The following is a 13553-nucleotide window of genomic DNA, read 5'->3' as shown; positions in this document are numbered from 1 at the left end:
AACTCCTAACCTAAAACCTGATAAAGCATTTTGATGCCAGTAAAAATCAACACAACCGCGAAGACTTTCTTCAATTTGGCCGCGTCTAAACGGTGGGCTAAACCCGCACCAACGGGAGCAAACAAAACGGTTAGCGGAATGATGCACGCAGCGCCAATCAAGTTAACCAAACCGACAGTGCCATAAGGGGAATCAATAGGGCTTTGTCCAAAGATCAACATGGTCAAGGCCGCAGGCAATGAAATGATCAAACCCACCGCGGCGGCGGTACCAACCGCACGGTGCGCCGGATAATTACAGAAAGTCAGCATAGGAACCGTCAAGGTGCCACCACCGATTCCTACCATGGAGCTAAAAAAGCCAACACACGTTGCCATCACGCCTTGGCCAGCATTGCCTGGTAAAGACTTAAACATGCTGTCTTTTTTGCCCAGCAACATATTGAGCGCAGACAAGGTCGCGATAATACCGAACAATAAAGTCAGCCATTGCCCATCCACACGCGTTACCACAAAACTACCAATCATTACGCCTAAGAAGATAAAAAAGCCCCAACGTTTCAACAAATCGAAATCCACATTGCCTTTGGCTTTATGGGCACGAATCGAGCTAATCGAGGTCGGAATAATGGTTGCAAGAGACGTGGCGGTCGCCACCAGCATGGCCGTATCCGCACTCACGCCCAAGCCTTGATACAAGAAAAACAACACCGGTACGATGACGATGCCGCCGCCAACGCCTAACAAACCGGCTAAAATCCCGCCAACCACACCCGTGGCCATCATGGCGAGAATCATGGAATAGTTTTCCATTATGAATGACATGTTTCTGTTTGCTCCTAAATGAGATTATTACGAATAAAACGACTATCGATGGCCGAGCCATCACTGCGTGGGTCTGTCGCAGCGTCGGTGTGCCCATCTTGATGAAGCACCACCGCACCCGCGTGACCCATTAATTCATTGCACGAGTCAACGATGACTAGATCGTGCCCGCGTTTCACCAATTCCTCGGCCGCGATATCCGCAAAGTCCCGCTCGATTTTCAAATTATGACTGACATCGCCCCACGTTCGACCGAGCAACCAACGACCTTCGCTGATGGCTTTATCCAATGGCATATTGTGATACACATAACGACTAAACAACGCGGCTTGCGTCTGCGGCTGGCCTTCACCGCCCATGGTGCCGTAACTCATACGACGGCCATCGTTTAGTTCAGCAAACGCGGGGTTCAAGGTATGAAAAGGCTTTAAATTCGGTCCAAGTTCTTGCAAAGAACCTTTTTCCAACGAAAACGACGAGCCGCGGTTGTTCCACACAATGCCAGTCGAAGGACTCACCACGCCGCTGCCAAACTCCCAATACAAACTCTGGATGTAGCTCACCATGCGGCCTTCGCTGTCACAGGCGCCCATCCAAATGGTGTCGCCCTGTTTGGCTTGGTGGGGCCAAGGTTGCGCTCGTTCTAAAGCAATTTCGTGACACATTCTTTCTAGCTGTTCTTCATCCAACAAAGACGACAAGTCCATTGCCAAACGAGATTCGTCAGTCACAAATTCATTACGCGCGATAAAGGCTTGTTTAGTGCATTCGATCAACAAATGCGCCATGTCTGTGGCGGTTTTGCCTTGCATATAAAGCTTGTCATACAAGGCCAAAATCAATAACGACGCGATGCCTTGTGTCGGCGCGGGCAAGTTATACAGCGAGCCAACACTGGTTTTCACCTGCAAAGGTGCTACACGCTTTGCTTGATAAGATTCAAAATCCGCCAAGCGAATCGGAGAACCAGCCGTCGCTAAATCTTTCGCCAAACGTTTGGCAATATCGCCGTGATAAAAATCGTCTAAGCCTTTTTCAGCTAACTGTTCCAGCGTTTTTGCCAGTACTGGCAAGGTCAACGTATCGCCTTGTTCGTACAGGCTGCCGTTCTTTAAAAAAGACGGAGCAAAACCCTGAACGTCTACCAAGTCGGCAAAGGTTTTCTTGCTGGCATCGACGTAGGTTTTTGTCACCTCACTGCCGTTCTTCGCTAACTGAATCGCATCGTCCAGCAAGGTCGTTAACGACAAGTTTTGTGCCTTGGCGGCGGTTTGCCATTCTTGACTAACAGCAAGTGCTTCTTGCCAACCCGCAACTGCGCCCGCCATGGTCAAAGCCGCTTTGCCGCCTCGTGTTGGGATGCTGTCATGGCCTTTATAGAAATCCAGTGTCGCCAGTTCCGCCGCCTTACCGGAAGCATCAATGCCGATTGGCATTTTACCCGGTTCGCTGATCAACCAAAATCCGTCGCCACCCAAGCCATTCATGTGCGGGTACACCACGGCGATCGTCGCAGCGGCCGCCACCATGGCTTCTATTGCGGTGCCGCCTTGTTCTAGGATGTTTCGCCCTGTCTCTGTGGCTTTAAAATGCGGCGCCGTAAACGCGATGTCGTTCTGTTTCATGACGCTACTCCATTAATTTTTTTGCGAATTCAATCAACGCCAAATCGGTGCCTTTTGAACCCACCAAAGACAAGCCACATGGCGCGCCCTGTAAAGTACAAACGGGTAAATGCAATTGCGGCAAACCAGCCAATCCCGCGATGGCCGTAATGTCCATGAGCTGGTTTCGATAAGCGGCGAGTTCGTCGTCCGGCGCATCAAACAAAGGCGCTAAACCCGGTGTGGTTGGGATGATAAGCACCGATCCTTCGATTTCATTTTCCAGCCAATCGGTAAAGCGCTGTCTTTGCTGTTTTGCAGCGGCAACGTCAGCGGCCGAAATGGTTTGGCTCCACTCGAAACGCAACTGAATGTCTGGCGCAAAAACCACCTTCCCCTTTTCCAACGCACCGATTTCCGTTATCCACTTGCCATGTTCATGCCAAATTTCTGCGCCTTGTAGGGTTCTAAATGTCTCGCTGGTTTTCCATGCTTGCGTGTCGATTACGATGGAAGATTCTTTGGGAAAACGACCTTGTTCGCGCCATGTTTGAAGCTGGTGATGAAGCTCTTTCACATGCGCCACTTGATCCATTAAGTTTTTGGCGATCAATACGTTAGAGAATGCTGTGTGGGTTTTGCTGTGAAAAAGTGTTTTGGCGGTTTTTTCTAAGGTCACTAGGTCTTTGGTAAGCCAGCCCACCGTATCAAAAGACGGCGCGAGGGCGACCATGTTATCGGCTGGAATCACGCCATGGGTCGGGCGTAATCCAAACAATCCATTGTAACTTGCTGGCACACGAATCGAGCCGCCCGTGTCGGTGCCCAAACCAATGTCAGCAAGACCCGATGACACCGCCACCGCCGAACCCGATGACGATCCGCCCGGGAGACGATTTGGCGTCACCGGATTTTCCGGCGTGCCGTAATGAATATTTTGACCATTGAGACTGTAAGCCAGCTCATCCGTCATGGTTTTACCGCAAAAAACAGCGCCCGCGTTTAACAAAGAAGCAACGCTGGAAGCAGTGGCCATTGGAATAGCATGAGTAGCAAGCCAAGTAGGATTACCCGCCGAAGTCGGCAATCCGGCCATATGAAACAAGTCCTTCACCGCCAAACGTAAACCGCTTAACGCCGCGTTTTCATCGGTCGTTGAAGTATCACTCCAAACCGATTTGGAGAGTGTTAGAAAGGGATTGTCTGCGATGAAATGTTTCATATGTCCTCCGCTTGAGTAAAACATATGAAACAATCGTTTCACCACCCTGTCAACTGAAACAAAAAATAATTCTGCTATTTTCTAAAAAATGCCGCAAACAGTGTGGGTGTATTCTCTCTTAGAAATTAAGGTTCTAGTTCATCCAAATCTTCGTATAGGGCTGAAATTGCCTGCGTCTGACGGCTGGCTGCATCACCCAAAAAGCCAAACACGCGATTGCATAACATGGAAATCAAACTCATGGGCGCGGCGTAGCTGTCGAATGGGCTTTCGTTTCCTAGGTGACAAACCAACACATGAGACACTTGTTGGTTATAAACCTGACCTGTTGGGTCGGTGATTAATACGGTGTTTCGGCCTTGCAAGGCTTCTACGATTTGTTTGAACTGGCGGGTACGACGTCGGAAGCCCAAAAGGACAATCACTTCATCATCCAGAATATCGTGCAGGTCTTCCCCTAGCGTTTGGCCTGGTTGCGGCAATAAGCGCACAGAATGACGCACTTGTTGCAACTGCTGACGGAAATGCAACGCTAATGGATAAGCATTGCGAAAGCCAATTAAAGTGACGCGGCTGGCGTTGGCTAGACGCTCGCTGATCTCGTTCAGGGTGTCAGGACGCAAGCCTTCAAAGGTTAACGACAGGTTTTTTAGCTCCTGCGCGGTTTGGTCCAAAGACGAACCTTGAGTAAAAATCGGCACGCCACTTTCGCGCAACGCTAATTGCGCCTGCTTCGCGCCTTGCTGCGAATCGTAACCAAGCTGACGAAAGAAACGGCTCACGGTCGCTTTTGATGTGTTGGTGTTTTCCGCAATTTCAGCCGACGTTTGGCTCACTATCGCTAAGGGATTCTGTTGTAAATAGTTTGCTATGGATCGCGCTGATGGAGAAAGCGTTGGGTAAGTTTGCTCGATCAGGGATAGCACATCCTGCTTTGTCGCCACGTATAAACCTCGGTTCGGGATATTTTGCTCTACGGTAATGGATTATCGTTTAGCTGCCAACTTAGATTATTGATTTGGCGGTTAGCGGTGACGTTTTGCACCAAAACAAAGCCACTACGATTCATTATGGCGCAAAAAAGTACGATAGACGCTCACCGCCCTCCTTCGGTGAACGTCAGCCGGTGTCCTTTAAAGACAGGGTGTCCTAAAGAATGTGCGGTGAATTGTTACAGAAACCGCCAACAAAGAAACTTTTGTTTCATATTGGCATGGGTGTTGCAAATTGTGTTTCAGGCATTCACAAACACAAATAGGAACCCCTCCATGAAAAAATTGACCAAACTACTCGGCAAAACATTGATCATCGCGGCTGGCTTTAGTGCATTAAGTGCTACTGCGGACGTATTGCAGGACATCAAAGACCGCAACCTGATTCGCATTGCGGTACCGCAAGATTTCCCGCCGTTTGGTTCTATTGGCACGGATCTGAAGCCACAAGGGATCGATGTGGACATGGCAAATTACATTGCCAATGAAATGGGCGTAAAAATTGAAATCGTTCCCGTCACCAGCGCCAACCGTATTCCTTACTTACAAACGAAAAAAGTCGACTTGGTGATTTCTAGTCTTGGTAAAAACCCAGAGCGTCAAAAAGCCATCGATTTTTCCACACCTTACGCGCCTTTCTTCTTAGGGGTATTCGGTTCTAAAGACGTTGCCGTGACAGAAATTGGCGAGCTAGCCAACAAAACCGTGGGCGTAACACGCGGTTCAGTAGAAGACTTAGAGCTGGAAAAAAACGCGCCTAAGTCTGTCAACGTGCGTCGCTTTGAAGACAACAACACCACACTAACGGCTTACCTATCTGGCCAAGTGAATTTGATCGCTACTGGTAACTTGGTTGCCGCTGAAATTGCGAAACGTCAGCCACAACGCGCACCAGAAAGTAAATTCATGCTGAAAGATTCTCCTTGCTACATCGGTATGGCAAAAGGCGAAACAGCACTACAAGCGAAAGTGAACGAGCTAATCAAAGGCGCCTTGGCATCGGGTGAACTAAACGACATTTCGATGAAATGGTTAAAAGCACCACTACCCTAAAGGCTTCGGCGCATAAGGCTTTTGTTATGTTGTATTTCTCTGATCTATTGCAATACAGCGACGTGTTCCTCAGTGGTTTAAAAACCACTGTTGAGCTCACTGTACTGACAACGATCTTGGGAGTGGTATTGGGTACGGTCTGCGCGACCGTACGCCAATACGGCAACCGAGCCAGTCAACGTGTGGTCAGTGTGTATGTGGAATTGATCCGTAACACGCCGTTTATTGTGCAGTTATTTTTTATCTTCTTTGGTCTGCCTGCCATTGGCATGATGTTGTCTCCTTGGGAAGCCAGCATGATCGCATTGACCATTAACCTTGGCGCGTACAGCACCGAAATCATTCGAGCTGGCCTAGCGAGCATTTCCAAAGGCCAAATAGAAGCCGCGAAAGTATTAGGGCTGAACTTTCGCCAAACCCTGATTCGGGTGATCTTCACTCCCGCCTTTGAAAAGATTTATCCCGCGCTGACCAGCCAATGCATTATCGTCATGTTGGGGTCTGCGGTGATATCTCAGATCTCAGTGCAAGATTTAACCTACGCTGCCAACCTAGTGCAATCGCGCAACTTCCGCGCTTTTGAAAGCTATTTGGTGACCGCCTTGTTGTATTTGGGCTTGTCCATTTTGCTGCGATTTGCTTTCAACGCTTTAGGGAAACGCCTATTTGCTTATCGAACGTCCAATTAAAAGGCATTCCATAAAAGCAAAATGAGGGAAACTCAATGATCGAATTTTCTAACTACGACATTCTGCGCAATCTCTTGTTTGCGACACAATGGACGATTTTATTGTCACTGGCGGCGTTTATCGGTGGCACAACCGTCGCGCTGGCATTGACCGCCATGCGTTTAACACGCAACCCTGCGATGCAGCGCATCGTCAAAATTTACGTGGAACTGTTTCAAGGCACGCCATTGTTGATGCAGATGTTCTTGTGCTTCTTTGGCTTGTCCATGCTGGGTTATGAAATCTCAGCGTGGAGCGCGGCCATTTTGTCACTGACGTTTTTCACCAGCGCCTTTTTAGTCGAAATCTGGCGTGGCTGTATCGACACCCTGCCTAAAGGCCAATGGGAGGCAAGCCGCTGTTTGGGCTTGAGCTTCTTACAAACCCTGCGTCATATTATCTTGCCGCAAGCGATTCGCGTGGCGACCGCCCCAACTGTCGGCTTTTCTGTTCAGGTGATTAAAGGCACAGCGCTGGCATCGGTGATTGGTTTTGTCGAACTGACCAAAGTCGGCACCATGCTCAATAACGCGACCTTTGAACCCTTTAAAGTCTTTACTCTCGTTGCGCTTATTTACTTCTTACTTTGTTATCCACTGTCTTTGTACAGCAAGCATTTGGAGAAAAAATTCCATGTCTCTCGTTAACTTACATCAAGTCCATAAATACTATGGCGATCTGCATGTATTGAAAGGCATTGACCTTGATATCAAAGCAGGCGAAGTCGTTTCCATTATTGGCAAAAGTGGCTCTGGTAAAAGCACCCTATTGCGCTGTGTGAATGGCTTGGAACAATACCAAGAAGGCGGCATTACGGTGGACGGAAAAGAAGTCACCACCGAAGACATTCAGGTACGTCGCCTTGCCCTTAGCGTCGGTATGATCTTCCAAAACTTCAACTTGTTTCCGCATATGACCGTAGGCGAAAACGTCATGCTCGCGCCAACGATTGTGTTGAAAAAGAGCAAAGCCGAGGCCGAAGCAACGGCTCGTGCCATGTTAGAAAAAGTCGGTCTGGCAGAGAAATTCGACAGCTTCCCAGAAAAGCTTTCTGGCGGTCAGCAACAACGTGTCGCCATCGCCCGCGCATTGGCCATGTCACCCAAGGTTTTGCTGTGCGACGAAATCACCTCCGCCCTCGACCCAGAATTAGTCGGTGAAGTACTAAAGGTATTGGAACAATTAGCCGAAGAAGGCATGACCTTGATACTAGTGACCCATGAAATGAACTTCGCCCGCGACGTCGGCAGCCGAGTCGTCTTCATGCACCAAGGCAAAGTCTGGGAACAAGGCGATCCCAAAACCGTGCTGTCTAACCCGCAAACTGATGAATTGAAACAGTTTATGGGGGCCGTGCTTTAAGAATACGAAGGCCCAGAACAATACACAGCCAAGGCATCATGACGGTACTTTAAAAAACACCTCATGGTGCGTTGGAGAATGTACCCCAGATCCTATTGATTAATATGCCTAATGCGAATTCCGTTACCATACGCAATTTAATCGGCACCAACTTGAAGCCCGTTACAGCACAGGCTGACTCTGACTTTAGATCCAGCGGCGCACCTGCGATCGGTATTGACGATAAGACGCCCCAAACTTTTCTTGCATAAACCGCTCTTCTGGTACGATTTGAAAACAATTCATATAAAGGATAAAAACAGGCAAAAACAACACAGAAACCATACTGCCTAAAAATACACACCATCCACACAACGCCAGTAAAAAGCCTATATACATCGGATTACGGCTATAACGATAAATCCCACTCACCACCAAGTTGCTTGATTGATCTGGTACTCTAGGGTCAACGGTTGTTCCAGCCATTCTAAACTGTAAAACTCCCGCAATGGCGATACAAATACCAAGCAATACCAAACCAGCCGACCACCATTCCACATAGGGAAAGGTGAAATGTGAATTCAGCGCAATACGCGACACCGCCCACATGCCAACAGCTACAACCGCGACCAAGACAACAGGGGGGACTTTAAGCTCAAGGTTTTTCATGACATTCTCTTTTGATCATCAACAGCACCAAGCGATTTTTCCATAAAGACGTTCAGTGGTGGCTCTGGATAGCATCATAATGGCCCACATTTTCTATAGTGGACTTCCTAGAGCTTGCTAAGATCGACCGTTTGAGCTATCGCTATTTCAACCTGCTCAAGGTTTGTCTCGATTACAAAAAAGCTCTTTAAAATGAGTAACCTTTATATCCTAAGCCCCCTACTTCGGCAATTTGGATACAAGACTTTTATGTCGATCTTTCGCGTTTTCTCTTGCCGCATTGTAAATGTGCATGAGCTCTTCTGCGCTAACGTCAATAAAGACATCTTCTTTTTCTAACACATCATAAAGATCTTCTACCTCAAATAAGTGTTTTTCATTACTTTCATTACGCACAGAAGCGCTTAAAAAAGATGGATAACGCCGCCATTGAAAGCCGTTGTTGATGATAAAAGCGAACACAAGCATCGCTAATAAATTGATCAATAATGGATACAGTAAAAATTCAAACCCCATTGCATGTATGCTGCTTCCACCAATCACGCACGATAGCGCGGTCGACCCGCCTGGCGGATGCAAGCAACGAAGGTAATGCATGCCGATAATCGACACGCCCACGGCGGCCGCTCCAGTCACAAAAGACGCTCCGAACAGCTGATAAAAGCCAATACCAATCAGCGCTGATACTAGGTGGCCAGTAATAAAGGGCCACGGCTGAGACAAAGCGCCATGAGGAATAGCGAACATCAAAACGGCACTGGCCCCAATAGAAGCGACCACCAATAATGAATCCGGTAGAGATAAAAACGAACTCGACAAATAGTAAACACTAACTAATGCGAGACAAGCGGTCATACCTGATAAAAGGCGTTCAAAGTGGGAGGTTTTATTGATTTCAATACCAATGAATTGAGCAATATTACGACAAAATGAGAGGAACATTTATTTAATGAGACCTTACAAAAATAAATAACGATTTCAAACAACTAAGGCGATCTATAGTGTTTTCCTAGTAACGGCGCCATTTTAGTGATTAAAATAGCCTCATGTATAACGAATTTAAATGAGGTTTAAATGCAATATAATTGCATTTAAAGTTGAAATGGATATTGAACAAGCCAGAACCTTTCTCGAAATTATTCATGCTGGCACCTTTGCCCGTGCAGCAGAACGCCTTCATGTTACTCAAACCACAGTGACCGCCCGTGTACAAGCACTAGAATCAGCGTTAAATTGTCGATTATTTGTGCGAAATAGAGCCGGCGCTAAGCTGACCAAAAGTGGTGAAGCCTTTGTGTCCCCGGCGAAAAATATGCTGGAAGCTTGGGAGCAGGCAAAGCAGCTTTGCGACATTTCAGATTATCAGGCTCAGCAGACTTTGAGAATTGGTGGCGAAATTAGCCTGTGGAATCCGATTCTCATCGACTGGCTACTGGCGATGAGTGACGACATGCCTCATTTAGTCATCAACAGCCAAGTGACGACAACCGACAGTTTGTATCAATCCCTACAGAAACAAGAAGTAGATGCCATTATTGTCCACAGTCCACGCTATTTACCCGGTTTAATCGTCGAACAGATCATTGAGGAAAAGCTAATTCACGTCGTCTCTAAACAGCAAAAAACGCCAGATTTATTCATTGAATGGGGAGAAGAATTTACCCTGCAGTTTGATCGTTGTGTCCCTTTTAACCGCCGAGCAGCGATGCAATTTTCCCTTGGCCCTATGGCTCTCAAATACATGTTAGCGAAAGGCGGAAACGGCTATTTCCGCACACGAGTGGTTGATCGATATTTGCAAGAAGGACGGTTGCACAAGGTAAAAGGCGCGGCAGAATTTACTTATCCCATTTACCTTGTATCTCACAAAAACAATACACTGCCTGACGGCTTCGAACAGGCAAAAAAGATACTGTTAGACAGTATGAAAAACGTCTCAAGTTGGGCGATTTAACGCATTGCTATTAAGACTACAATTCACATCGTGGTGATCCAAGCCAAATACCGACGACCAAGACCATTCACCGGGGTTAAGCACAAAGCCATAGCTGAGCGTTAAACCAGATTCAATTTTGATGTCGCCAAGTTGGTCGTCATTTTGATCGGTAATGACATAGTCTTCACTGACGATTTCCTCGCCAGCGATGAGTTTTTCTACGATCTTATCGGAGTAAATCAGTAATCGAATCGTCTCGACAGACTGGATGCCAATACTATTGCCATTGAAGTCCCCGGCCGCAAACCGGATGGGTGACGCCACACAGCGGTTTAAACCTGTCTGTTCCCTACCCTCTTTAATCACTAATTCGCCCTTGCCAGCAATGCCTCGCAACTGCATTAACATTCCGGCTTTGGGGGAGGCAATATTGACCACGGCGTTGACTGTATTTGAAGGTATTGCGCTGTTACCGACTATATCATCTGCCTCATTACTGCACGCCGATAACGACAAAAACAGTACTATTGCGCATAACATGGTGGATAAGTGGGGTAAGTTATTAACATCTTTCATGTTTGGCTCTTGTTTATAGCATGGCTTTGTTTTGTGGATAATTGCCAAAATCCTTGTTCGACTCACTTGGCAAAGCCAACAACACGAGCAAAACAAGCATGCCTATAGCAGGTACCAAAACCACCAGCAACCACCAAGCCGAACGGTTGGTGTCATGCAACCTACGTACAGTCAAAGACAGCATAGGTAAGAAAACCAACAAACTATAAAGCGCCTCTATTTTCCATGTCGATTGAAAGACTATTTCCAACACAACAAACACGAGCGAGATCAAACCGTTCACCAAAAAGAACACCCAAAATGCTTTCAGTGACGCTCGTCCAGAAAATTGCGCATAACGTTTCCACGCATCAAAATACCAGTCCATACTTTTCTCCCTTGATGAACCCAAAGAGTTTTTGAAGGCTTAAAAGTACGTTGCGAAAGAAAGATTTACGTCCTAGATCAGGTTTAAGGACGTTCTCGATAAGGATCTAGGACATAATAAAGATCTGAATAGTAAAAGTTGGAGCCAAGATGATCGCTATTCCTTTACCCTTTGTCGTTGCCCTACTGCTGGCGATATTGGCGGTTTTATTATTTGTTCGCAGAGAAGACACCACGCAATCCGCGTTTATATTTGTCGCTTTATGCGCGTTAACAACAACGGTCGTGGGTTTACGCTGGACGTTTGATTACGCATTATTGCGATTGCTGCAACCCATTTTGGCTTCGTGTATCCCTGTTGCGGCTTGGTACTGTTTCTCAAGTGCTCATCAGCGCCATAAATTTAAAGTCTGGCACCTTTTACCACCGGTCTTCGTTACCTTGGCGTCTTTCACCTATCCATTCTGGCGACCGCCTTTGGACCCAATGTTAACGCTGCTTTATGTGGGTTATGGCGTGGCATTGATACGAGCGTCTTTCAAAGCGTCCGACTTACCTGAGCAAGTGCGTTTATCCGACATGGATAACGCACTAAAAGCCGAACGCATCGCCGGCACCATGCTGTTGATGTCTGCGCTTATTGACGGAGCCTTGGCGGTCGACTTCGCTGTTTTTGCCGGTCAACATGCTCAGGTCATTCTCGCTATTGGTCATGCTGTGTTGCTGCCCGTTTTGGGCATTACGGTGGTTTTATTGAGTTTGAGCATGGCACCCAGCAGTGTCGACACCACCCAAAGCAACGCCAAAATGGCAAATACTGACGCGCCAAAAGAGACGTCGACCCAATCGTTGTCGGACGATGAAGTGCACGATATCGCTCATAAAATCGATGTTTTGCTGACCACCAAAGACGTGTTTCTCGACCCAGATCTCACGCTCGATCGACTCGCTAGAAAAGCCTGTATTCCTGCGCGTCAGATCTCCGCCGCGATCAACCAAGTTTACGGTCGCAACATCTCACAAGTCGTGAACGAATACCGTATTGAGCGCGCCAAATCACTGCTGTTATCCACCGACAAAACCATCACCCAAATCTATTTAGATTCCGGATTTCAGACGAAATCGAACTTCCATCGAGAGTTTTCTCGCGTGACGCAACAAACACCGAGCGCCTTTCGGCGCGCTAACAAGAAGAATTAAGAAGCGTGGATAAATCGAACGATGTCTTGATACATCACCTGATGAAGTTCATCTCGTGACCTGTCATGGCCGTCTTGACAAACAATGCCATCGCCCGGCTCTTCCTCTTCGATCAACTCAATGGCACCGGGCTTACAAAGCTGCATGAAGCTAAAGTGCGCGGCGTCTGGATAAACTATGTATTGGCGATGATTTTTAGGAATATATTGGGCGAGAAAACCGGATTCTTCTGCTTGAGGTAAATCACCAATATCGACATCGGCCGCGAGAATTAATGTCGGAATGGTGAAACGTTGTAAGCTTTGGCGGGAAAAGCTACGCGCCAAGCCTAAATCCAATGAAACCACTCGCTTGATTCGCGTGTCTTGCAAACTGCCCGTTGGTTCGCCCACTTGCACTTGCTCTAGGCCAAGTTCCGCCTTCAAACCACACACACGAGGACTCGCTTTCAGGCTGCATTCTTGCTTCAACTGATCACGATCAAATTGCGCACCCGCTAGCAACATCACCGTCCAGCCGCCTAATGAATGGCCAATTGCAGTAACGTTACTAGAGTCGATATTTGGCAATAGGTAAGACTCGTTTAACAACCAATCCAACAAACGGGATAAATCGCCCGCGCGCTGCCACCACTGAGCCGCTGCTTGCGCAGAATGATCAAACGACGTGGTTCCAGGGTGATCAAGCGACGCCACAACATAACCGTCTTGAGCTAATTTCGTTGCAAGCCAATTCTGATTACGCCAATTGCCACGATAACCGTGAGAAATCACTACCAGCGGAAACTTACCCGCCTGAGGCGTTCCCACTCGTACTACATTGGTTCCCAAAAACGCCGCATTTTCCGCAACTTTTTCAGTGGGAAAGGTCGTCTGTGATGGATACCAAACACTGACTTTTAACGGCCTATTGCTATCGGTATACAACTGAACCTGATCAAAACCCACCGAATACGCAGAAGCATTCACAGACCAGCAGCCGACTAAAAAAACAAAACACGAAAATCGTTTCATGATGATATTTCCTTTCAAAGTGCTTTTAA

15 protein-coding genes are annotated in these 13553 nt (G+C 47.4%); 6 read left to right on the top strand and 9 right to left on the bottom strand.

Annotated elements, in window-relative coordinates; genetic code table 11:
* Nucleotides 1-5 precede the first annotated feature (5 nt).
* The 4 genes from N5P32_RS06860 to N5P32_RS06845 form a co-directional block, all read right to left on the bottom strand.
* Entirely contained in the window at nucleotides 6-824 is an 819-nt protein-coding gene (locus tag N5P32_RS06860) for a sulfite exporter TauE/SafE family protein (protein ID WP_265728371.1), read from the bottom strand.
* Between the two features lie 14 nt (nucleotides 825-838).
* Complete coding sequence (locus N5P32_RS06855) at nucleotides 839-2449, bottom strand: gamma-glutamyltransferase family protein (protein ID WP_265728370.1); 1611 nt, start codon at nucleotides 2447-2449, stop codon at nucleotides 839-841.
* A gap of 4 nt (nucleotides 2450-2453) precedes the next feature.
* Nucleotides 2454-3650 carry an amidase gene (locus N5P32_RS06850; RefSeq protein WP_265728369.1) on the bottom strand — a complete coding sequence of 399 codons (1197 nt, stop codon included), beginning with the start codon at nucleotides 3648-3650 and terminating at the stop codon, nucleotides 2454-2456.
* Nucleotides 3651-3775: 125 nt separating this feature from the next.
* Nucleotides 3776-4594 carry a MurR/RpiR family transcriptional regulator gene (locus tag N5P32_RS06845; protein ID WP_265728368.1) on the bottom strand — a complete coding sequence of 273 codons (819 nt, stop codon included), beginning with the start codon at nucleotides 4592-4594 and terminating at the stop codon, nucleotides 3776-3778.
* A 324-nt stretch (nucleotides 4595-4918) separates the two neighbouring features.
* On the opposite strand from N5P32_RS06845, the gene N5P32_RS06840 reads away from it, so the two are divergent.
* Genes N5P32_RS06840 through N5P32_RS06825 form a run of 4 tightly spaced genes read left to right on the top strand, consistent with a single transcriptional unit; the run spans nucleotide 4919 to nucleotide 7785 of the window.
* A complete protein-coding gene (locus tag N5P32_RS06840; RefSeq protein WP_265728367.1) occupies nucleotides 4919-5695 on the top strand; it encodes a transporter substrate-binding domain-containing protein in 777 nt (258 codons plus the stop codon).
* Nucleotides 5696-5721: 26 nt separating this feature from the next.
* Entirely contained in the window at nucleotides 5722-6384 is a 663-nt protein-coding gene (locus N5P32_RS06835) for an amino acid ABC transporter permease (protein ID WP_265728366.1), read from the top strand.
* A gap of 35 nt (nucleotides 6385-6419) precedes the next feature.
* On the top strand, nucleotides 6420-7070 hold the full coding sequence (locus N5P32_RS06830) for an amino acid ABC transporter permease (RefSeq protein WP_265728365.1): 651 nt from the start codon (nucleotides 6420-6422) through the stop codon (nucleotides 7068-7070).
* The gene (locus N5P32_RS06825; protein ID WP_265728364.1) at nucleotides 7057-7785 is read left to right on the top strand and encodes an amino acid ABC transporter ATP-binding protein; all 729 of its coding nucleotides are present in this window, start codon (nucleotides 7057-7059) and stop codon (nucleotides 7783-7785) included. Before N5P32_RS06830 ends, N5P32_RS06825 begins: the two co-directional genes overlap by 14 nt.
* A 186-nt stretch (nucleotides 7786-7971) precedes the next feature.
* Here the strand turns inward: N5P32_RS06825 and N5P32_RS06820 are convergent, their stop codons facing one another.
* Together N5P32_RS06820 and N5P32_RS06815 are read right to left on the bottom strand one after the other, a co-directional pair.
* Nucleotides 7972-8433 carry a methyltransferase family protein gene (locus N5P32_RS06820; RefSeq protein ID WP_265728363.1) on the bottom strand — a complete coding sequence of 154 codons (462 nt, stop codon included), beginning with the start codon at nucleotides 8431-8433 and terminating at the stop codon, nucleotides 7972-7974.
* 219 nt (nucleotides 8434-8652) lie between these two features.
* Nucleotides 8653-9375, bottom strand: coding sequence for an HPP family protein (locus tag N5P32_RS06815; RefSeq protein WP_265728362.1), 723 nt, complete (start codon nucleotides 9373-9375; stop codon nucleotides 8653-8655).
* Nucleotides 9376-9535: 160 nt separating this feature from the next.
* Between N5P32_RS06815 and N5P32_RS06810 the strand changes: the two genes are divergently transcribed.
* Nucleotides 9536-10387: a LysR family transcriptional regulator gene (locus N5P32_RS06810; protein ID WP_265728361.1), complete on the top strand. Its 852-nt coding sequence runs from the start codon at nucleotides 9536-9538 to the stop codon at nucleotides 10385-10387.
* Here the strand turns inward: N5P32_RS06810 and N5P32_RS06805 are convergent.
* Both N5P32_RS06805 and N5P32_RS06800 read right to left on the bottom strand, forming a co-directional pair.
* Nucleotides 10370-10945: a hypothetical protein gene (locus N5P32_RS06805; protein WP_265728360.1), complete on the bottom strand. Its 576-nt coding sequence runs from the start codon at nucleotides 10943-10945 to the stop codon at nucleotides 10370-10372. The two genes, N5P32_RS06810 and N5P32_RS06805, sit on opposite strands and share 18 nt — an antisense overlap.
* A 13-nt stretch (nucleotides 10946-10958) precedes the next feature.
* The gene (locus N5P32_RS06800; protein WP_265728359.1) at nucleotides 10959-11312 is read right to left on the bottom strand and encodes a DUF805 domain-containing protein; all 354 of its coding nucleotides are present in this window, start codon (nucleotides 11310-11312) and stop codon (nucleotides 10959-10961) included.
* Between the two features lie 149 nt (nucleotides 11313-11461).
* On the opposite strand from N5P32_RS06800, the gene N5P32_RS06795 reads away from it, so the two are divergent.
* Complete coding sequence (locus tag N5P32_RS06795) at nucleotides 11462-12511, top strand: helix-turn-helix domain-containing protein (protein WP_265728358.1); 1050 nt, start codon at nucleotides 11462-11464, stop codon at nucleotides 12509-12511.
* Here N5P32_RS06795 and N5P32_RS06790 read toward each other — a convergent pair.
* The gene (locus tag N5P32_RS06790; protein ID WP_265728357.1) at nucleotides 12508-13524 is read right to left on the bottom strand and encodes an alpha/beta hydrolase family protein; all 1017 of its coding nucleotides are present in this window, start codon (nucleotides 13522-13524) and stop codon (nucleotides 12508-12510) included. The genes N5P32_RS06795 and N5P32_RS06790 overlap by 4 nt on opposite strands.
* Between the last annotated feature and the right edge of the window lie 29 nt (nucleotides 13525-13553).

Source organism: Marinomonas pontica (genome assembly GCF_026191375.1).
GTDB lineage: Bacteria > Pseudomonadota > Gammaproteobacteria > Pseudomonadales > Marinomonadaceae > Marinomonas > Marinomonas pontica.
The sequence above is the reverse complement of the archived record's forward strand: the minus strand, read 5'-3'. Positions and strand labels throughout refer to the sequence as shown.